This window comes from Rhizocola hellebori, from assembly GCF_016862955.1.
Classification (GTDB): domain Bacteria; phylum Actinomycetota; class Actinomycetes; order Mycobacteriales; family Micromonosporaceae; genus Rhizocola; species Rhizocola hellebori.
In genome coordinates this window covers 1-19,298 of the sequence record NZ_BONY01000069.1, presented here as the reverse complement: position 1 = coordinate 19,298, position 19,298 = coordinate 1, and the positions used below count along the sequence as shown (strand labels likewise).

The 19,298-nt window shown below is 67.9% G+C and carries 18 protein-coding genes; 10 read left to right on the top strand and 8 right to left on the bottom strand.

From position 1 onward, the window contains the following. Nucleotides 1–67: 67 nt before the first annotated feature. The 6 genes from macS (at nt 68) to Rhe02_RS37465 (ending at nt 6,118) form a co-directional block, all read left to right on the top strand. Nucleotides 68–1,171: a MacS family sensor histidine kinase gene (gene macS / locus Rhe02_RS37490; RefSeq protein WP_239124305.1), complete on the top strand. Its 1,104-nt coding sequence runs from the start codon at nt 68–70 to the stop codon at nt 1,169–1,171. Next, nucleotides 1,168–1,824, top strand: a complete 657-nt coding sequence (locus Rhe02_RS37485) for a response regulator (RefSeq protein ID WP_203913220.1) — start codon at nt 1,168–1,170, stop codon at nt 1,822–1,824. The genes macS and Rhe02_RS37485 overlap by 4 nt, the downstream gene beginning before the upstream one ends. A 43-nt stretch (nt 1,825–1,867) precedes the next feature. Next, the gene (locus Rhe02_RS37480; protein WP_203913219.1) at nt 1,868–3,670 is read left to right on the top strand and encodes a 3-oxoacyl-[acyl-carrier-protein] synthase III C-terminal domain-containing protein; all 1,803 of its coding nucleotides are present in this window, start codon (nt 1,868–1,870) and stop codon (nt 3,668–3,670) included. Further along, entirely contained in the window at nt 3,670–4,488 is an 819-nt protein-coding gene (locus tag Rhe02_RS37475) for a DUF6999 family protein (protein WP_239124304.1), read from the top strand. The genes Rhe02_RS37480 and Rhe02_RS37475 overlap by 1 nt, the downstream gene beginning before the upstream one ends. Before the next feature lie 3 nt (nt 4,489–4,491). Continuing rightward, complete coding sequence (locus Rhe02_RS37470; RefSeq protein ID WP_203913218.1) at nt 4,492–5,172, top strand: hemerythrin domain-containing protein; 681 nt, start codon at nt 4,492–4,494, stop codon at nt 5,170–5,172. Nucleotides 5,173–5,236: 64 nt separating this feature from the next. Next, complete coding sequence (locus Rhe02_RS37465) at nt 5,237–6,118, top strand: hypothetical protein (RefSeq protein WP_203913217.1); 882 nt, start codon at nt 5,237–5,239, stop codon at nt 6,116–6,118. Nucleotides 6,119–6,135: 17 nt separating this feature from the next. Here the strand turns inward: Rhe02_RS37465 and Rhe02_RS37460 are convergent, their stop codons facing one another. The 4 genes from Rhe02_RS37460 to Rhe02_RS37445 form a co-directional block, all read right to left on the bottom strand. After that, nucleotides 6,136–6,561: a hypothetical protein gene (locus Rhe02_RS37460; protein WP_203913216.1), complete on the bottom strand. Its 426-nt coding sequence runs from the start codon at nt 6,559–6,561 to the stop codon at nt 6,136–6,138. A gap of 164 nt (nt 6,562–6,725) precedes the next feature. After that, complete coding sequence (locus Rhe02_RS37455) at nt 6,726–8,060, bottom strand: radical SAM protein (protein ID WP_203913215.1); 1,335 nt, start codon at nt 8,058–8,060, stop codon at nt 6,726–6,728. Nucleotides 8,061–8,105: 45 nt separating this feature from the next. After that, nucleotides 8,106–8,612, bottom strand: coding sequence for a DUF1697 domain-containing protein (locus Rhe02_RS37450; protein WP_203913214.1), 507 nt, complete (start codon nt 8,610–8,612; stop codon nt 8,106–8,108). Then, nucleotides 8,609–9,529 carry a GNAT family N-acetyltransferase gene (locus Rhe02_RS37445; RefSeq protein ID WP_203913213.1) on the bottom strand — a complete coding sequence of 307 codons (921 nt, stop codon included), beginning with the start codon at nt 9,527–9,529 and terminating at the stop codon, nt 8,609–8,611. Before Rhe02_RS37445 ends, Rhe02_RS37450 begins: the two co-directional genes overlap by 4 nt. Before the next feature lie 115 nt (nt 9,530–9,644). On the opposite strand from Rhe02_RS37445, the gene Rhe02_RS37440 reads away from it, so the two are divergent. Genes Rhe02_RS37440 through Rhe02_RS37425 form a run of 4 tightly spaced genes read left to right on the top strand, consistent with a single transcriptional unit; the run spans nt 9,645 to nt 12,179 of the window. Then, entirely contained in the window at nt 9,645–10,085 is a 441-nt protein-coding gene (locus Rhe02_RS37440; RefSeq protein WP_203913212.1) for a pyridoxamine 5'-phosphate oxidase family protein, read from the top strand. A gap of 27 nt (nt 10,086–10,112) precedes the next feature. Continuing rightward, entirely contained in the window at nt 10,113–10,592 is a 480-nt protein-coding gene (locus Rhe02_RS37435) for a hypothetical protein (protein WP_203913211.1), read from the top strand. Nucleotides 10,593–10,635: 43 nt separating this feature from the next. After that, nucleotides 10,636–10,962, top strand: coding sequence for a PadR family transcriptional regulator (locus Rhe02_RS37430; RefSeq protein WP_203913210.1), 327 nt, complete (start codon nt 10,636–10,638; stop codon nt 10,960–10,962). Continuing rightward, on the top strand, nt 10,959–12,179 hold the full coding sequence (locus Rhe02_RS37425; protein WP_203913209.1) for a hypothetical protein: 1,221 nt from the start codon (nt 10,959–10,961) through the stop codon (nt 12,177–12,179). Before Rhe02_RS37430 ends, Rhe02_RS37425 begins: the two co-directional genes overlap by 4 nt. A gap of 9 nt (nt 12,180–12,188) precedes the next feature. On the opposite strand, the gene Rhe02_RS37420 is transcribed toward Rhe02_RS37425, so the two are convergent. The 4 genes from Rhe02_RS37420 to Rhe02_RS37400 all read right to left on the bottom strand — a co-directional run bounded on the left by Rhe02_RS37420 (nt 12,189) and on the right by Rhe02_RS37400 (nt 19,056). Next, complete coding sequence (locus Rhe02_RS37420) at nt 12,189–12,509, bottom strand: hypothetical protein (protein WP_203913208.1); 321 nt, start codon at nt 12,507–12,509, stop codon at nt 12,189–12,191. A 19-nt stretch (nt 12,510–12,528) separates the two neighbouring features. Then, the gene (locus Rhe02_RS37415) at nt 12,529–14,796 is read right to left on the bottom strand and encodes a glycoside hydrolase family 20 protein (RefSeq protein ID WP_239124303.1); all 2,268 of its coding nucleotides are present in this window, start codon (nt 14,794–14,796) and stop codon (nt 12,529–12,531) included. A 61-nt stretch (nt 14,797–14,857) separates the two neighbouring features. Beyond that, nucleotides 14,858–16,633, bottom strand: coding sequence for a cellulase family glycosylhydrolase (locus Rhe02_RS50200; RefSeq protein WP_239124302.1), 1,776 nt, complete (start codon nt 16,631–16,633; stop codon nt 14,858–14,860). A gap of 11 nt (nt 16,634–16,644) precedes the next feature. Then, nucleotides 16,645–19,056 (bottom strand): PQQ-dependent sugar dehydrogenase, encoded by a 2,412-nt coding sequence (locus Rhe02_RS37400; RefSeq protein WP_203913207.1) that lies wholly within the window; start codon nt 19,054–19,056, stop codon nt 16,645–16,647. Between the last annotated feature and the right edge of the window lie 242 nt (nt 19,057–19,298).

Here is a 19,298-nt window from a genome sequence, read left to right as displayed (position 1 = left end):
CAACCGATCGATTGGTTGGGAGCATATGACAGTGCCAGCCTCATTGGCTAGGCGGTAGGTTGCGCTCGTGGGCTTGGTGGGTTTGGAGGTCGTGCTGTGGCGCGCGGTGGCCGTCTACCGCTTCGTCGCGCTCGGCTACGCCGCCGTGCTGATGGTGAACAACTATCACTCCTACACCCGGCCCTGGCTGGGCTGGACGGTGCTCGCCGTGATGGCGGTCTGGAGCATCGTCGCCACCTACACCTACGGCCGTGCCGATCTGCGCGGCTGGCCGCTGCTCATCGCCGACCTCCTGGTCACGATGGGCTGCCTGATCGCCAGCCACTGGGTCGTCACCGAAGCCAGCCTGCGCCGCGGCTCGGCCACCCTGCCCATGGTGTGGGTGGCCGCGGTCGTGGCGGCGTGGTCGTTCTCCGGCGGGCGCTGGCGCGGGGTGATCGCCGCGCTGTTCATCAGCGGCGCGGACCTGTGGCTGCGCGGCAGCGTCACGATGGCCACCGTCAACGCCACGGTGTTGTTGCTATTGACCGGTTTCATTCTCGGGTACGTGGTGAGCCTCGCCCTCGACGCCGAGGAGCAGCTGCAGCGCGCCACCAAGCTGGAGGCGGCCACCAAGGAACGCGAACGCCTGGCCCGGGGCATCCACGACTCCGTGCTGCAGGTGCTGGCCATCATTTCCAAGCGCGGCGCGGAGCTCGGCGGCGAAGCGGCCGAGCTGGGCCGGCTGGCCGGCGAGCAGGAGGTCACCCTGCGCGCTCTGGTCAGCGTCGCGCCGCCGCCGACCGCCAGCGGCCAGGCCGATCTGCGGGAACGCTTGCGCCCCTTCGCTTCCGCCCAGGTCCAGATCGCGTCGCCGGCCACCGTCGTGCCGTTGCCGGCGGAGGTCGCCGATGAGCTGGCCGCCGCCGTCAACAGCGCCCTGGACAACGTGCGCGTGCACGGCGGGCCGCAGACCCGGGCCTGGGTGCTGCTCGAAGACGAGGGTGACAGCGTGACCGTCACCATCCGCGACAACGGCCCGGGGTTTCCCAACGGGCGGCTCGCCCAGGCCGCGCAGGAGGGCCGGCTCGGGGTAGCACAATCCATCGTCGGGCGTCTGCGCGACATCGGCGGATCGGCGAGCGTGACAAGCCATGACGGGACAGAGGTCGAGTTGAGGGTGCCACGATGACAACGGTGATAGTGGTCGATGACCATCCGATGTGGAGAGACGGGGTGGCCCGCGACCTCGCCGAGGCCGGGTACCAGGTGATTGCCGCGGTCGGCGAAGCGGCTCAGGCCGTGCGGCTGGGCACCTCGCTCAAACCCGAGGTCATGATCGTAGACCTCCAGCTGGCCGACGGCTCCGGTGTCGAGGTCATCCGCGGCGTGCTCGCCACCCACCCACAGGCCCGCATCCTGGTGCTGTCGGCCAGCGCCGAACAGCAGGACGTCCTGGAAGCGGTCAAGGCCGGGGCGCTGGGCTACCTGGTCAAGTCGGCCGGGCGCGACGAGTTCCTGGAAGCGGTGCGCCGCACCGCCCAGGGCGATGCCGTGTTCACCGCCGGGCTGGCCGGGCTGGTGCTCGGTGAGTACAGGCGGCTGGCCGCGGCCCCGGCCACCGGCTCCGACGCGCCGCGCCTGACCGACCGCGAAACCGAGGTGCTGCGGCTGGTCGCGAAAGGCTTGTCCTACAAGCAGATCGCCGAGCGCCTCGTCCTGTCGCACCGCACCGTGCAAAATCATGTCCAGAACACGCTGGGTAAGCTCCAGCTGCACAACCGGGTAGAGCTGGTGCGATACGCCATCGAACAGGGGCTCGATGACTCAGGACGGGTTGAGTAGCAACACGGTGTTGGCCGGGCGGCCGGGCTGACTCAATGGAGGCATGACAGTCTTCCTCACCGGCTGCGGCGCCTACCTGCCAGGTGAACCCCTGGACAACGACGAGGTCGCCCGCCGGCTGGGCGACCCACTGCCCGGCTTGCGAAAACGAATCATGGCCGCCAACGGCATCCGTACCCGCCATCTCGCCCTCGACGAAAACGGCACCGTGACGATGCTCAACGAGGAGCTGGCGGCGGAAGCCGTGGTCGCGGCGCTCAAGGATCGCGGCCTCGCCATCGGCGAGGTGGGCATGCTGGCCGCGGGGACGACCCAGGGCGATTTGCTGGTACCAGGCTTCGCCTCGATGGTCCACGGCCGCCTCGACGACGCGGGCCCGATGGAGGTGCTCTCCTCCGGCGGCGTCTGCGCCTCAAGCATGGCCGCCTTCACCGCCGCCGCGCGCGCGATCGAGGCCGGTGACCACGACACGGCCGTCATCGTCGGCTCGGAACTGGTCAGCCGCAGCCTGCGCGCCCGCGAAGGCAGCCGCAACGCCGACACGGAGTTCCTGCGCTGGACCCTGTCCGACGGCGCGGCCGCGGTCGTGCTGCAGAACGCCCCCCGGCCGCAGGGCCTGTCGCTGCGCCTGGACTGGACCCACCTGGTCTCCTATGCCCACGAACGGCCGGTCTGCATGAGCGCCGGCGGCTCGCCCACGGCCGGGGACACCTGGCTCGACCCGGTCACCCCCGACGTGCGGCTGGTCCAGCTGCGCCAGGAGGTGGCCATGCTGCCCGACCTGTTCCGAACGGGGGTTCATGAGTTCGCGAAACTCATCAGGGAAGGGAAGGTCAGTCCGTCCAAAGTGGACCATCTGCTGTGCCACTACAGCGCGGAGCGCTTCCGTGGCGACATCGTCGGCCTGCTCAAGGCGGCCAACCTGATGATCGACGAGGACCGCTGGTTCACCAACCTGCACACGCGCGGAAACACCGGCGCGGCAAGCATTTTCGTCATGCTGGAGGAGGCGTGGCACGCGGAGAGGTTCCGCGAAGGCGACCGGATCCTGCTCGTGGTACCGGAATCGGGCCGGTTCTCGTTCGCCTTCGCCCACCTCACCTGTGTCACCGCGACCCAAACCGGGCCGGAGCCCGCCGCTGTCGTTGTCGCGGAACATAAGGCGACCGCGCCCGCCGCGCATGGGCAGGACGGGGCGAGCACGCAACGGCTGGTGCTGGATCTGGCTCAGGTGTGGGAGGACTTCGAGCGCAGGCTTCGCCGGGCGCCGATCGTGCGGCGTATCGAGTCCGGGACGGCCAGCGTCGAGGACTATCGGCGGCTGCTGGTTCACCTGCGCCAGCAGGTGGTCGAGGGCGGGCGCTGGATCTCGCGGGCCGCGTCGAACTTTTCCGTTGAGCTGTTTGACTTCCGCAGCGCCGCCATCAAGCATGCCGCCGATGAGCACAAGGACTACCGGCTGCTTGAGCGCGACTTTGTGGCCGTGGGCGGCGAGCTGAGCGAGATTCAGCACTCCCACAAGAACGCGGGCTCGGAAGCCTTGTCCGCCTTCATTTTCCAGCAGGCCAGCCTGCCCGACCCGGTGGACCTGCTGGGCGCCATGTTCATCATCGAAGGGCTGGGCAACCGGCTCGCGCTGGGCTGGGCCCGGCGGCTGCAGGAACAGCTGGCGCTTCGTGATGACCAGGTGAGCTTCCTCCGGTACCACGGAGAAGCCGACGAAGAACATATAGGCGAGCTGAATCATCTGCTGACCCTGGTCACCGCGCAACACCATGAGCGTGTGGTGCGCACGGCCCAGGTCGTGGCCCGCCTCTACGCGCTGCAACTGGAGGAAGTGAACTGATGATCTGGACGCAGATGCTGGTCGATCCGACCGTTCCGGTGGACCGGGACACGTTGCGGATGGTGGTCGACGATCAGCGCCGCTGGACCCGGCGCTGGCTTTACCCGATGGCCAGGGTGTTCTCCCGGGTGGCCGTCGCCGGAATCCGGGTTCTCAAGGCGGTGGCGCCGTTTCGCGCCCACCGCACGATGGACCGGCTCTGCGTCTGGTTCCTGCAGCACTTCGTCTCCCCCACCGCGGGCGCGTTGCTGGTGCGCCACTTTCTGGTGGAGACCAATCTGCTGAACTTTCTGGTTCGCAATACCGCCATCCCCGGCCTGCCCGAGGTGACGTTGCGCCCGACCACGGTCGCGCAGCTGGGCGACCGGGCGGTCATCAAACACGATCTCAACGTTTACGACGTGCTGATCGCGCTGGGCGTAAGCCGTTGGCGCAAGCCGGAACACCTCGACTTCTCCATGCTGAAGGTGGAGAAGATCGAGGTGGGCGGGCGGCGCTGGCTCAACCTGGACATCCAGACCGCGCTGTGCCTGATGAACATCCCGTTCGCGTTCTGCTTGACCCGCAAGGAATATCAGACCGCGGTGCATTCGCTGCGCCTGGACGAGTCGATCCTGGCGCTGCTGGCCGACCTCACCGGCGACGAGCGGTTCCTGCGCTGGCGGCCCGGAACGATCGTGGTGCGCGCCGACAGCGGCATGGACGTGCCGAAGGCGGTCTACGAACACGCCGTCATCTGCGAATATGCGCACGCCCACCTGCGGCGCCTGGCGGCCGACGCGCTCGAGCGCGGCTCCACTGAGCCGGCGTTAGCTTGAGGGATGCCCGAGAAGTCCACCAGGCTCGATATGTCCATGATGCTGGCGATGCACCGCGCGTTGCGCCGCGACCTGGCCAATCTGGCTGATATGGCCAATCTGGCCGATCTGGTCGCGCTGACCGACGACACGGAGCTGGCCCGGCAGCTCGCCAGCGCCCCGGGTTGGCGGCTGTTCCGCGACTTCCTGCACGTGCACCACGCCGCCGAGGACGAGACGCTGTGGCCCACTTTGCATGACTGCGTTGAGGGTTCGCCCGCCGCGCTGGAGGTGCTCACCGCGATGGAGCTCGAGCACGCCGCGATCGATCCACTCCTGGAGGCGATCGACGCCGCCGTGGCGGAGCCCGGCAGCGGCAACCAGCCGCTGGGCGAGCTGATCGCCGAACTCGTACGGGTGGTGGAGGATCACCTTGACCATGAGGAACAGGAGGCGCTGCCGCTCATCGACGCGACCCTCACCGACGAACAGTGGCTGCGTTTCGGCGCCGACCATCGCGCCAAGGTCGGCTCACAGACGCCGCGCTGGATGCCGTGGATCCTCGACGGCGCCCTGCTCGAACACACCGACATCATCCTGAGCAGGCTGCCCGATGCGGCCCGGGCCAGCTATTACGACCAGTGGCAGCCGGCCTATCGCGCGCTTGATCTGTGGGGGCCGCGCGACCGGGAGTCGGTCCCATAACGTCCAGCCCATCCTCTCGGTCGTATGTAGACACACGACCATCAGCGCAGGCATGGTCTAGTTTATGTCGACCACCTTCGACGCCGTGCTGCGCGTGGCCATCGCCAACCGCGGCCTGAGTTTGAGCCGGCTGCACGCCAGACTTCGCGACCGCGGACTCGACGTGAGTCTGGCCAGCCTAAGTAATTGGCAACGTGGCAAGTGCCGTCCGGAACCGGCCAAATCGCTGGCCGCCATCACGGTGCTGGAGGAAGTCCTCCAGGTGCCCGCGGGACACCTTGTCGCGTTGCTCGGCCCGCGCCGGCCCCGTGGCCGGTGGGTGCGCCGCCCTCCGGGGGTGATGAGCCCCGATGAGATGAGCGCCATGCAGCTGAGCATCGAGAAGCTGCTGGCCGATATCGATGGGGCCTCGGAACCGGCACTGCGCTGGCGCAGCGTGCGCGAACATGTGAGCGTGCGCGGCGATCGCGGGGAGGGCACCGTCCGCACCGAGATCGTGTTCGAGGCGCTGCACGACGGCGCCGACCGGCACATCGCCTTCCACCACAACGAGCAGGGCGTGCTGCCCGAGCTGACCGGCTCGTCCGGCTGCCGCATCGGCCGCATCAAGGTCGATCCGTCGGCCGCGGTCTGCGCGGTGGAGCTGCTGTTCGACCATGCGCTGCAGCGCGGCGAAACCTACGTCGTGGACTACGACTTCGCCCATCCGTCGCCGCCGCCGTCGACGACCTATCAGCGCTGGTTCCGGTACCCGGTGCGGGATTTCCTGCTTCAGGTGGAGTTCGCGGCGGGCGCTGTTCCGGCCAGCTGCCATCAGGTGTGGCAGGCCGGCTCGGGCACCTGGCGTCGCGACGTGCGGCGGCTGTGGCCCAACCGGGGCAAGACGGTCCACGTCGCGGAGCAGAACGTCACGCCCGGCGTCCACGGCATCCGCTGGGAATGGTGAAACCGCCGCAGAAGTGATCACGCCTGCCACACCGTGATCAGGAACGTGTGCTGAGCCGCGCCCATCGCGGTCACGGTGATCCCCACCAGCAGGCCGTGCCCGAGGTAGCAGAACGACTTGTGCAGCTCGGCCACCACCACCCTGGTGAACTCGTGGCCGGAGCGGCACAGCGGGTAGGTCGGCTCCCGGGGCACGTGCACGAAGGCGTCGCGGGTCTCGTAGTCGTACAGGCGATTGAGCAGATCTGCGGCCCGCCCGGCCCGGGTGTCGAAGGGCCTGCTTACTGTGGCGGCGAAAACAAGCCCGTAGTAGGGCGGAACGCTGACGACGTAACGCACCAGCGGTCGCCCCGCGGGCAATGCCGTGCGCGCCACAGCGGTCGCCGCCGCGCCGGGCAATCCCGGCGGCGGCACGCCAAGGTGAACGGCCACGAGCGCGGCCATGGCGAAGGCGCAGGCGAAAACACTGGCGATAACGCTGGCGCGCGCAAAGCATCGCGCGGCAGATCGCCCGGAAAGGTGGTGGGATCCAAGCGGCCGCCAAAGATCGTCAGGATCGCACCGTCGGCGATCTGCAACTCTGGCGCGCGCCAGGAAACGCACCGCCGCTACCCGTCCGCGGCCTTGTAGCCCAGGCGGGCGGCGGCTAGGTCGAGCCGGTCAGCCCAGTTGAATCGCATACTGGGGCAGGGCAGGTGGCCTTCGTCCCAGAGCTTCGGGCACGAACCGCCGCAGACTGGCAACAGGGGGCACCGGCCACACGGGACCCGATCCTCCCCCACTTGGTCATACCAGCCGTCGTACCGGCCCGGTGGACGCGGAGCGGATCCGGCAAGGTCGGTGACCGTGGCCACCACGCCGCTGTCGCGCATCCCGGGCACGAGCGGATGTTCCGAGCATGAGTAGACCCGCTCGTGCAGGTCCACAATCTCCCCGTGCACCGAGGTTGCCCGGCACGTCGTGCGCTTGAGCGCGGTGGGCAGCGAGGCGCACCGCAACCCCAGCGATTGGGCCTGGCGCAGCCATTGCGCCTCCAGCGCCGCATAGCGACGTGCGTCGATCTCTATGGCGGAGATGTCGTTGCCCCACGAGTGCACCGGCACCGGGTGCAGGCTCACCTGTGGCGAGGCCAGGCCGTGCGCGGCGAGGTCGGTGATGAGCTCGCTCACGCTGTCCTCGTTATCGGTGTCGACGTTGACGCGGATGCTCACCTCGAGCTTGGGTGCGACCTGGGCACGCACCGCTTCGCCGAGCACGCTGACGATGTGCCGATAGCTGCCGGTGCCGTTGCGCTTGAGCCGCCGCCGGTCGTGCACGGCCTGCGGCCCGTCGATGGTCACCTCCATGGAGTTGAGGTGGCAGTCGTGGTGCAGCTGGGCCAGCGTCGCCACGGTGAGCAGGCTGCCATTAGTGGCCATCCGCGCCGAGTAGCCGACCGAGTGCTCGCGGGCGGCGGCGATGAAGCGGGCGCTGAGCTGTTTGATGAGGCGCAGCGCGAGCATCGGTTCCCCGCCGAACCAGGTGATCTCCACGTCGCGGGTGGCCGGGCCGGCGATGGTCGCCTCGACCCGGTCGGCCAGGCGCGCCACGCGCTCGCTCTGCGCCGCGGTGCGGTGGTGCTCCTGCCCGCAGTAGCCGCACGCCATGTTGCAGTAGCCGGTCACCAGGATGGTGAAGCCGCGCCTGGCCGGATCATCCGATCCCGAGCGCAAAGCGGCCAGAACGGCGCCCAGCTCGTCCTCGTCGCGGGGCACGATGGCGCCGACGGCGGCCAGCTCCGGCGTGGGCGGCGCGGCGTTGCGCCGCAACTGATCAGCCGTGGCCTCGTCGAGGGCGAACAGGGTGGCCTTGCGGGCCGAATAGGCCAGCGAAGCCCGCCGCCCCAGCCGATCCAGATAGACCTTGTCGCCGAGCAGGAGGTAGCGGCTGCGCACGTAGTCCACGCGGGGGCTCCCAACTTTGGAAATCCATCCATTGTTGCACGTGGATCAACCGGTGAGCTCGGCCATCTTGGTGACGGTGTTCCAGTTGCGCACGGTCATCTCCGCGCCGAGGGACTTCTGGAACGTGCGATCGCCGATCTTGCTGCGCCCCATGCCATTGGGGAACCACAGATAGATTTCCTTGCCCGCGATGATGAACTCGTCCGGCGCATAGCGCTGCAGGTCGATTTGCACCTTGCCGGGCGCCTTGTCGAGAAAGGCGACGCCCAGCTTGGCCGGCTCCTGCTCGTGCTCGGGGAACGGGTTGGCCTCGATCACCTTGCGCAGCTGGGCGTTGGAGCGGGTCATCACCCTTATCTGCATCCCGAACTCGTCGAGCAGCAGCTTCTCCATCGCGGCCGGGGTGATCTTGTCGACTACCACGTTTCCGCTCTGCAGCAGGGTTTTCACGTCGGCGTGGCCGTGCCTCTGCATCGCCTCGCGCAGCTGGACCATCGAGATCTTCGCGTTGCCGCCGACGTTGATCCCGCGCAGGAACACCGCAGTCCTCATGAGCCAAACCTTAGCGAGCGGATCTTTTCCGCCGCGCCGTAACCCATCGCCTCGTACAGGCCGATGGCGGGCAGGTTCTGGCCGAACACGTTGAGGGCCAGCTGGCTGTCGCCGGCCTCCAGGCTGGCCTGCTCGCCCAGCTGCATCGCCACCCGGCCGTAGCCCTTGCCGCGGTGGGCCTCCTCCACCTCCACCCCGAGCACGAAGCTCGTCGCGGGAGAGTAGTGGTGGGCCAGCCAGTTGGTGGCGACCACCTCACCGTCGGCCTCCACACACAGGAAGGTGTGATTCGCGGTGTCCACACCGTCGGGCAGCAGCTCGTCGAACTGTTGGGCCGCTTTGGCCTGCGCCTCTTCGCGCGAGGCTATGCCGGAGCCGACGATCTCGTTGACGTAACCGATCTCCTGCCCGGCGCGCCACGGCCCGAACTCCTCCGGCCGCATCGCCCGCCCGGTCGCCGTCGTTGGTCTCGAATCGTTCCGGGTCAACGGTTTCACCATCTGCAGCGCCCGCGTCTCGATCGAGGCGAACAGTGCGTCCTGTGCCGGGTCGCCGCCGCGCCCGATCACCATCAGCTGATCGGCGTGCTGGGGCGCCCACTGCAGCGCCCAGCTCAGCGCGGCCCGGCCGTAGCCGCGGCGGCGCAGCTGCGGGCGCACCCACAGGTCGTTGAGCATGACCGACGGCGGATCGGTGATCTGCGAGAGCGCCAGCTGCCCCACCGGCTCGCCGCCGTCGCAGAGGGTGAACAGGTGGCGCTGCGCGGCGTCGGACCATCGGGTCAGGTTCTTCTCGATGTGGCGCTGCACCCATTGCGGCTCGGCCGAGAAGTCGCCGTACCAGGCTTGCAGCCGGTCGCGCCAACCGTCCAACCACGACTGGGACTCGAGCTCGGTTGCCTCACGCACCTCGATCATCGTCCGAGACTAGCGCGCCGCGGCAAACCGGACAGCCCGGGTCGAGACGATCAGCCATCGCAGGAGGGGACTTTGTGCCCTAGGCCACGAGGCCGCCAGCGCCAACACTAGGTGGATGATGTCGCCGCCGGTCACCGCCGAATCCACCCGCATGATCGAGCTTGATGCCGCCACGTCGCTGCATCTGTTGAGCACCATCGAGTTTGGGCGGCTAGTGTTCACGCTCAACGCCATGCCCGCCATCCGGCCGGTCAACCACCTCGTGGACGGCGGCGAAATCCTCATCCGGGCCAGCCTGCCCGCCCGCAGCGTTCCCTACACCGCCGGGGTGCCGATGCCGGAAGGCACCGTGGTCGCCTACGAGGCCGACGAGATCGACGCTCAGCACCGCAGCGGCTGGACCGTGGTGGTGACCGGGATCGCCACCCCGGTGCTGGACCCGGCACGCCACCGGCGAAGCCGGCCGCTGCTCAAGAGCTGGGTGCACCAGCCCGAAGGCGCCCTGCTCGTGGTGCAGCCCCAGCTCATCACCGGATATCGGCTCTGCGACGGCTGAACGGCCCGCGCCACCAAAGCGACTCCGGTGATCAGCGAGGACGCGACACCTGCCGCACGGCGCGGCTGGCGCGCAAGGTCGCGCGCGGCCGGGCGCAGTCTGGCCCCGCCGATGCTCACCAGGATCGCGCCCGGCCCGATCACCGCCACCGCCAGCAGCGGCGCGCTGAGGATCAGGCCGAGCCACAGCATCACCACCCCCGCCACGCCGACCGCAGTGTCGTTATTGGACAGATGGATGGCCGCCAACACCACCCCTGCCCCGAGCAAGAGCACGCCCGGCCACGCTCCCACCGGCCTACCCGACGACGATGCGGTGACCCGCCCGGCGGTCATCGATGCCGCGGCGATCGACACCACCACACCGAGCCCGACCGCCATCGCGAGCGCGAGCCCGACGTGCCCGGCGATGCCCTGTGTCGCGGCGATGCCCAGACCGGCGATGCCGCCCACAGCCGCGCTCACCGGCACGGCCAGCATCGCGCGGCGCTCGCCACGTGACTTCTGATGTGGGCGTTGCGAGGTAATCTCTGAATATGTAGAGTTATTGCATGGGTCGAACCCGACGCCCGTCCGCGCAGACCACGGCCGTGGTTCTGGCGCTGGCGGAGGAGCCTACCGCCTGGCGGTACGGCTACGAGTTGTGTCGGCAGCTGGGCCTCAAGCCCGGTTCGCTGTATCCCATTCTGGTGCGCCTGGCCGACCGGGGTCTGCTGGAGACAGAATGGGACACCGACGTCCCCGCCGGCCGGCCACCTCGCCACATATACCGGCTCACCGGTTCTGGGCGCGCCCTGGCTACGGAGCTGGCCGCAGCGGCCATCAGCACCATGCCGCTCCGCCGCGCTGATTTGGAAAGTGGGTGGCAGGGGGCATGAGCTGGACGCTGCGCAGGTTTCAGATCGTCACGGCTGTGAGCATCGCGGTGGGGTGGACGATATTCTGGCTGGTAAGCGTCGTGTTCTTCGGCCAGCCGCCGCAGACCGCGATGTATGCCCTCGTTTTCTCCACGGTGTCGTGGGCCGGTGCCGCGCTGCTTGTACTGCGCCGCTGGTGGTCGGCGACCGGCTCCGGCATGGCCTCGATGGATCCGCCCGGACGGCTGCTAACCGCCGCCGTGGCGGCGCTACCTGAACGCCGCCGCGGCTGGGGCATGGCGATGATCAGCGAGCTGTCGGAGGTGAAGGGCCGTTCGGCCCGGTGGCGGTTCGCTCTTAGCAGTGTGCGGGCCACGCTGTGGCTGCCAGCCACCGCCGCTTGGCCAGTATTCGCGCTTGTGGCTGGGGTGGTCGTGGCGGCGGCGTTGATGGCCGGGCCCGCGGTCGGTGCGAGAATGCCTGAGCTGCATGTGTTTACGGTCTGCTTCGTGGGCATCTTCGGCGCATTCGTGATCGTGACCTTGGCTCGTTCGGTCCGTGTGTCATTGTCGAGGCTGCTGCCTGCGCTGCTGGTGACCGTGGCCGTGGCTGCGGCCGTCATCATGACAGTGATCTTTCTGCGCCGCGATCCGGGCGCTGCCGTACACCTGACGCCGGGATGGTCGGTGTTCCTTGCCGCGGTGCTGGCCGGCTGCCTGTGGGCGGCTGTGGCGGCGCCCCAGCCGGAACGCATTAGCCGCTTCGCGCCGTACCTCGGAGTCGGTGCTGCGCTGGCATGCGTCGGCGGATTCTGGCTGCTGAGCCGTGTCGCCTATACCCCCCGCCTCACGGAAGCGTTAGGACAATTGCCTGCGCTGCTGGCTGTCCTGTGGCTGCTGTTCGTGCCGACCGTCTCCGTGTTCGTCGTCGCGTTGGCCGCTGCGTCGAAGGGCCGGTCGTATCACTCGGGCCTGTGGGCCGGTATCTGGGCGGGCATCGCCAGCGCGCCACTCATGTATGGCCTCTGGCTTTACGGGTCGCTGCACATGTACAGGATCAACGGCGGGCTGTTCCTGTTCGGCGACGGCGCGCCCGAGGCGGAAAACTTGAGCGCCGCCCTGTCCTTCTGCCTACTGCTGCTTGTCGTGTTCGGACCCCCGTTCGCGGTCTTCGGCGCCGCCACTGGCTTACGACTATCGCACGACCCAGCCAACTCCGTCTCACCTCAAGCGAAGTAGGCACCGGCTTCAATCTGTGGCAACAACCGGCAGACAATCGGCGGCGTCGTTGAGCATCTTCGCGATCTGCACATTGCTGTGCGTGGCCCCGTACTCGCGCACGATCGCCAACGCCTCCGGCGGCGTGCGACCTGGCCCGCGCCGCTCGACGACCAGCTCGTCGCTGGCACCAGTGTGCCAGCGGACACCGATACGCACCGCTTCCGAGTTCAGTTCCAGCAGCAGGGTCACATCGGCGATCAGCGTGCGCAGCAGCCGTTTGCGGTCACGCGGACTCGACGAGGCTCGCGCTCGGCTCAACATGCTCACCGAGCGCGAGCGCGAGGTCATCGTCGCAGGCCGACCTCAGCTAGTAAACCTCGACCTCCCAGAGCGAGTAGCCCCAAGCGGTGGCGCGGGCGGTGCCGAGCATCCGCAGGTAGCGGCCCGAGCCGGAAACGGCGAGATCGTCGACGCCGCCGTCGCCGGTGTTTGTCGTGTAGATCGTGGTCCAGTTGGTGGCGTCGGCGGAAACCTGGATCTGGTAGGCCCGGCCGTAGGCGGCTTCCCAGCGCAGCACCACCCGGTTGACCGCCACCGTGGCGCCGAGGTCCACCTGGATCCAGGACGGGTCGACGTAAAGGCTCGACCAGCGGGTGGCTGACGAGCCGTCCACCGCGGCGGAGCCGGGGAAGGTGGCGGTTTCCGTGGAGGAGACCGCGACCGGCCGGTTGAGCGCCCGGTTCGGGTTGCCCGCCGGCGCGTAGGCCTCGATCTCGTAAAGCGAGTAGCCCCAAGATGTTCCGCGGGCGGTCCCGTTCATCCGCAGATACCTTCCGGTGCCCGACAGCGTGATGTCGTCCACGCCGCCGTCGCCGGTGGTGGTCGAGTAGACGGTGGTCCAGGTGCTCGCATCATTGGACAGCTGGATCTGATAGGCCCGGCCGTAGGCGGCCTCCCAGCGCAGCACCACCCGGCCCAGCGCGGTGGGTGCGCCCAGGTCGACCCGGATCCACGACGGATCCACGTAGGTGCTCGCCCAGCGCGAGCCGTAGGAGCCGTCCACGGCGTTGGTGGCCGGGAAGTTCACGGTCTCCGTCGACGAGGCGAGCACGGGCTTGCCCAGCGCCAGATTGCCCGCGGGCGTGTCGGTCGGCCAGCCGGGCGAGCGGCCCACCGCGTCGGCGATCGGCAGCCACGCCGCGTACGTGGCGGCGGGTTTGGCCGAACCCCAGGTCTGCTGCGCCAGCACCCGCAGCGTGTACTTGATGCCGGCCGCGATCTGGTCCTCGGTTTCGGCATTGGGGTTGTCACACCACACATGCACGTTGGAGCCAAGGTTGCGGGCCGGGTCGGTGACGGTGCCACCGCCCTGGAAAAGCTCGGGCTGCCACGTCTCGTAGGCCCAGACGTTGTCGGGCTTGTCGCCGCCGAGCACGTAGTAGGTGGGATCCCACGACTCGTTGGCCACGGTGTGCCCGCGGCCGAGAAGCTGTTGCGGGGTAAGGCCGTAGTTGAACCAGAACTCCACGACGATGTTCGATGCCGGGTTGATGGTGCCATCGCCGGACTTGATGCCGTCGTTCCACATCCGCAGCGTCTTACCGCCGGCGCGGACCAAATCGTTGACCCAATTGATGAAACCGTAGTAGGTGTCCTTGGCGGTGGCGCTCGCGCCGTAGTGGGCGCGGGCGTAGGTGAGCAGTTGCGGGTACGCGGCGTAGTTGGAGACGTATTCGTCCGCGCCCACATGCCAGTAGCGCGACGGGAACAGCGGCAGGTATTCGTTGATCACGTCCTGGGCCAGCGTGTAGGCGCCCGGCTCGGACAGGTCGAGGAAATACGGATCGCGTTGCCCGGATTGATTGTCCAGCTGCAGCTCCGGATGCGGGGCGAGGATGGCGTTCATGTGGCCGGGCATGTCGATCTCCGGGACGATGGCCACGTGGTACTTCGTACCCAGAGAGATGAGTTCTTGAATTTGCTGTTTGGTGTAGTGCTGCGCCGACACGATTTCCGGGTGGGTGGTGCTCTCCAGCCGGAAGCCGAAGGTGTCGGACAGGTGGAAGTGGAAGACGTTGAGCTTGAGGTAGGCCAGCTCCTTGAGGTGGCGGCGCAGCCAGTCCACGGTGAAGAACTTGCGGCCCTGATCCACCATCAGCCCGCGCTCGGGTTTGGTGGGCCAGTCCCGTGCGGTGCCCGCGGCGATGCTCGGCGACTGGCGCAGCAGCTGCAGCGCCGAGCGCGTGCCGTAGAAAGCCCCGGCCGGGTCGCGGCCTTGGATGCGCAGCGACGCCCCGGCGGTCATGGTGTAGCCCTCGGCCGGGTCGGTGCTGCCGAGGGTGAGGAACAGGTCGCCGGTGGCCGGGGTTGCTTGCTGGACAACGGAAACCGTCCGCCCGGCGAGGATGGCGAGGTCTTCGGCGAAGGTGGCCGCGTCGGCGCTGAGCTGGGTGGCGTAGGCCGGGTCGACCACGATGCGGCTGGCCGCGCCGAACGTGTAGGAACCCGTGCCCGCGGTCCACTGCCGCATGGCTGGAACGGTCTGTTGATGGGGCGCGGCGGTGGCCGGCGCGGGAGCGAGAATGACCGCCGCGATGGCGACGGTCATCGCTGTGGCGAGGGGACGTAGACGCATTTTGGCTCCACAATGGATGGTGGTCTAGGCCGGTCTAGACCACCATACATATTGGCGTCTGTCAACCAGTGGGGAAATTGTCCGCGCTGCGGATCCGGTCCCGCACCCACACCCCGGCGGGCTTGAGCCGTCCGGTGCCCGCGAACGGCCCACCCGGGCAGGTGCCCTGGGTGAAGGCCGCGCCCGAGCGCATGTCGTCGGAGTAGTTCCAGCTGGTCCAGCCGATCTTCTTGCTCGCCATCAGATCCAGGTACTGCTGCGAACGGGTGAAGTCGTTGCCCCCATCGCCGGTGAACGTCTGCGTGCCGAATTCGGTGACGAACATCGGAATCTGGTCCGCCGCACGGGAAAGCGCGTTCAAGTACTCGGCGCCGTGCGACGCGGCGTAGAAGTGGAACGTGTACATGACGTTGCTCGCGCTGACCGGATTATTGATGATCTCGGTCTCCGTCGCGCCGTCCGAGACGCCCAGCGACGACCAAGCCCTGGTGCCCAGCAGGATGACGCTGTCGGGGTCCTCGGCCCGGATCACCGTGATGATCTGGTTGTGGTAGTTGCGGATGGTGGCCCAGGAGACGCCGTTGGGCTCGTTGGCCACCTCATAGAGCACGTTCACCTTGTCCTTGTGCCGGTTGGCGATCTCGGTGAAGAAGGTGCGCGCCCGCGCCAGGTTGAAGTTCGGGTCACCCGGGTCGAGCATGTGCCAGTCCACCAAGGCATACATGCCCCGCGCGGTGGCCTGCTCGATCAGGTTGTGCACCCGGTCGGTGAACAGCCGCGGATCGGTCTCGTAGCCGTCCTCCTGGATGTACATCGAGATCCGGATGATGTCGGCGTTCCAGTCGTTGGCCAGCGCGTCCAGCGAGGCCGCGTTCAGGCACTGGTAATACCACTGCAGGCCGTGTGTGGACATGCCACGCAACTGGATCGGCTGGTTGAACCGGTTGCACAGCTTCGTTCCGCAGACGTGCAGCTGGCCGTTGATGGCCACCGGTGTGGTACCAGGCGGCTGCCCGCCCGTGGAAACCCTTATCCGGTCGAGGTTTGGCCCGCCGGCCGCGGTCGTCGCCGACGCCCGCACGGTCGCCCCCGCGCTGAGGGTGACCGACACGTTCACCTCGGCCCAGGTCGTCCACGCTCCCGTGCCGGGGAAGTTCACCGTGACGCCGTTGACCGACAGTGGCCTGTTCGTGGTGGTGCCGTTGGCGTAACGCAGGGTCAGCGTCACGCTTCCGGTTTGCGTCACCGCGCACGCCACGGCCGAGCCCACCGCGTTGTCGTAGTTCACGAATCCGGTGCCGGTGAACCCGGCATGGTTCGACTCGACGACACCGCTGGTGATGACACAGTTCTCCGCTTGATATTCGTTGGTGGCAGGTGGTGCGCCGACCTCGAAGTCGACGAAGTCGAGGTTCGCCGGGCCGTTGGCCGTGGTGCCCGCCACCCGGATCGTGTTCGACCCCGCGTTCACCGGCGCGGTAAGGGTTTTGGTCACCCAGGTGGTCCACGCCCCGGTCGGGTTGAACGCCGACGCCGCCTGCACGACGGCGCCGTTGACCGAGATGTCGGCGGGGCGGTTGGCCGTGCTGCCGTTGGCGTAACGGATCCCGATCGTGGCCGTGCCGGCGCTGGCCGCGGTCACCGTCCACTGGGCGAACCCGCCGACGGCGTTGGTGGCGTTGCAGAACCCCGTCCCGGAAAACCCGGCATGGTTCGAGTCGATGGTGCCGTCACAGGTCGCGTTCTCCGCTTCGTACCTCGTCGGCGCGGCTTGCGCCACGCTCGGAAGCAACCCGAGCGCGACCAGGCACGCCGCGAGAATGCTCAGGCGTCTCATAGCTATCTCCTTCATCGGATCAGGGACTGGCGGATCACATCGGGGTTGCCGTTGCCGTTGTTGTCCTCATTGGACGTTGCGAACCAGATCGCCGCGTCGCCAGGCACCTTCGTCACCGCGCGCAACCGGCCGAACGTGGTGAAGTGCTGCGACTCCCCGGTCACCTCGGTGCCCGCCAGCGCCAGCCGCCACATCCGCTGGCCGCGAAGCGCACCCAGGTAAATGGTGTTGTTGACGATCGCGAAGCCACTGCAGGAACAGGCGGCGGTTCCCTTGCTCCACTTGGGGTTGGTCATTCCGGTTACGCTGCACGGGCCCTCACAGGTGGGCCAGCCGTAGTTCTTGCCCGGCTCCAGGAAGTTCACCTCGTCGACCAGCGAGTTGCCGAATTCGGCCTCCCACAACCTGTTCGCCGAGTCCCAGCCGATCCCCTGCGGGTTGCGGTGGCCCAGCGTGTAGATCCGGGTGCCGAAAGGGTTGCCCGGCGCGGCGGCACCGGTCTTGGTGATGCGCAGAATCTTGCCGTTGAGCGAATTCGCGTCCTGCGCCAGGTTCGACTGCTGCGAGTCGCCGGTGGTGACATAGAGGAAACCGTCCGGCCCGAAGCGGATCCGGCCGCCGTTGTGGAAACGGCTCGACCTGATGCCGCCCAGCACGACCACCCGGTTGGTCAGAGTGGTGCCGTTGAAACTCATCCGCACCACCCGGTTCTCGGTCACACCCGCGTCGGTGGAGGTGTGCATGAAGAACCAGTCGGTGTCGCTGGTGCCATTCCAGGTCGGCGACGCGGCGCAGCCCATCAGGCCGCCTTCCCCGTCTGTGGTGACACTATTTGGTACCGAGCCCACCTGCGTCTTGGTGCCGTCAGGCGTCAGCTTGAACACCCGGAAGGTGTCCCGCTCGGTGATCAGGGCGTAGCTCTGGCCGGGCGCGAAGCAGATGTCCCAAGGGATGTCCCAGTCCTGCGGCCCGACGATGGTCGGGTTCTGCGGCTGCCCCGCCGAACACGCGCCGGTGGTGAACGAGACCGTGTTGCTCATCGCCGACGTGTTCCCGGCCTTGTCCCGGGCCACCACGTGCAGCACGTAAGCGGTGCCACAGGTGAGGGTGACCGTGACCGAGACCGGAGGCGGATTGCCGGTGACGGTGTGCAGGTTGGGGTTGCTCGCGCTGCGTACCACGTAGGAACGCACGCCGATGTTGTCCGATGCCGCCGTCCAGGACAGGGTGGCCGAGGTCTGCGTCACGGCGGCGAAGGCCAAACCTGTTGGCGCCGTTGGCGCTGTGACATCGGTGGACGGGCCCGTGCTGCACGTGGCCAGCGGGCTGGTCGCCGAGACGTTCCCGGCCGCGTCCCGGGCGAAAATCGACCACCGGTAGGTGAAGTTGAACTGAAGATCGCTCAGCGTGTGCGGGGAGCCCGCTGGCGACGCGTAAAGGGTGCCGTCATGGTAAATGTCGTAGGCCACGACACCCACGTTGTCGCTCGACAGCGGCCAGCTCAGCGTGACCGTGTCCTGCACCGGCGAGCAGACCGGCTGGCCAGGGGCGGTCGGCGCCTGGGTGTCGGCGGGCGCGGCGACACGCAACCGGTCCAGGTTGGGGCCGCCGTTGACGCTCGTCGCGTTGAGCCGGATCGTGTTGGCGCCGCTGTTGAGGTTGACGTTGAAGGTCAGCGCCGCCCACGTGGTCCACGCTCCCGTGCCCTGGAACGCGATGTTCTGCACGGTGACGCCGTTGACGATGAGGTCCATCGGGCGCACCGTCGTCGTGCCGTTGGCGAAACGGATCTCCACGCTGCGCGGCCCGGCCGCTGCCGCATTGCTCACCGAGCAGGTGATGCCCGCGCCAACGGCGTTGTCGCCGTTGACGAAGCCGGTGCCGGTGAAACCGGCGTGGTTCGACTCCACCACTCCCAGGGTGATGGTGCAGTTCTCGGCCTGATAGTCGACGAAGCTCTGCGGCGGGGCCACCTCGAAGTCGACAAAGTCCAGGTTGGCCGGGCCCACTGCGGTCGTGCCCGCCACCCGGATCGTGTTGGTTCCGGCGTTCACCTGTGCGGTAAGGGTTTTGGTCACCCAGGTCGTCCACGCGCCGGTCGGGTCGAACGCCGCCCCGGCCTGCACGATCGAGCCGTTGACACTGATGTCGGCCGGACGCCCGGCGGTCGTGCCGTTGGCGTAGCGGATGGCGATCGTCGCCGTGCCGGCGTTGGCCGCCGTCACCGTCCACTGGGCGAACCCGCCGACGGCGTTGCTCGCATTGCAGAACCCCGTCCCGGAAAACCCGGCATGGTTCGAGTCGATGGTCCCGTCGCAGGTCGCGTTCTCGGCCTCATATCTTGTCGGCGCGGCCACGGCCGCCATCGACGGCACGAACCATAACGCGAGCAGACCGGCCATCAGGACGCTCAAGCGTCTCATGCGCATTCCTGGTCCTCTCATCGCGGAGAACAGTTAGACAGACTGACTAACTTTCATTGACCGACATTAGTGCAATGAGCGTCGATATGGAAGGAAACTTTCCGATGACCTCCCCCGCCCGCGCAGCGGGCAGCGAGAGCCGGCGGCGGCAGGAGGTCCACGGCACCTACACCTCTGCCTCACGCCCCTAACGCAGAGATGTAGGTGCCGTGGAGCAGCAGGTGGGGTGTTGCTGCCAGCCA

Bases quoted from the DNA above. Each gene is read 5' to 3' on its own strand.
- Rhe02_RS37485 (WP_203913220.1), top strand. From the start codon at position 1,168: ATGACAACGGTGATAGTGGTCGATGACCATCCGATGTGGAGAGACGGG.
- Rhe02_RS37480 (WP_203913219.1), top strand. From the start codon at position 1,868: ATGACAGTCTTCCTCACCGGCTGCGGCGCCTACCTGCCAGGTGAACCC.
- Rhe02_RS37475 (WP_239124304.1), top strand. From the start codon at position 3,670: ATGATCTGGACGCAGATGCTGGTCGATCCGACCGTTCCGGTGGACCGG.
- Rhe02_RS37470 (WP_203913218.1), top strand. From the start codon at position 4,492: ATGCCCGAGAAGTCCACCAGGCTCGATATGTCCATGATGCTGGCGATG.
- Rhe02_RS37465 (WP_203913217.1), top strand. From the start codon at position 5,237: ATGTCGACCACCTTCGACGCCGTGCTGCGCGTGGCCATCGCCAACCGC.
- Rhe02_RS37460 (WP_203913216.1), bottom strand. From the start codon at position 6,561: ATGGCCGCGCTCGTGGCCGTTCACCTTGGCGTGCCGCCGCCGGGATTG.
- Rhe02_RS37450 (WP_203913214.1), bottom strand. From the start codon at position 8,612: ATGAGGACTGCGGTGTTCCTGCGCGGGATCAACGTCGGCGGCAACGCG.
- Rhe02_RS37445 (WP_203913213.1), bottom strand. From the start codon at position 9,529: ATGATCGAGGTGCGTGAGGCAACCGAGCTCGAGTCCCAGTCGTGGTTG.
- Rhe02_RS37440 (WP_203913212.1), top strand. From the start codon at position 9,645: ATGATGTCGCCGCCGGTCACCGCCGAATCCACCCGCATGATCGAGCTT.
- Rhe02_RS37430 (WP_203913210.1), top strand. From the start codon at position 10,636: ATGGGTCGAACCCGACGCCCGTCCGCGCAGACCACGGCCGTGGTTCTG.
- Rhe02_RS37425 (WP_203913209.1), top strand. From the start codon at position 10,959: ATGAGCTGGACGCTGCGCAGGTTTCAGATCGTCACGGCTGTGAGCATC.
- Rhe02_RS37420 (WP_203913208.1), bottom strand. From the start codon at position 12,509: ATGACCTCGCGCTCGCGCTCGGTGAGCATGTTGAGCCGAGCGCGAGCC.
- Rhe02_RS37415 (WP_239124303.1), bottom strand. From the start codon at position 14,796: ATGCGTCTACGTCCCCTCGCCACAGCGATGACCGTCGCCATCGCGGCG.
- Rhe02_RS50200 (WP_239124302.1), bottom strand. From the start codon at position 16,633: ATGAGACGCCTGAGCATTCTCGCGGCGTGCCTGGTCGCGCTCGGGTTG.
- Rhe02_RS37400 (WP_203913207.1), bottom strand. From the start codon at position 19,056: ATGAGACGCTTGAGCGTCCTGATGGCCGGTCTGCTCGCGTTATGGTTC.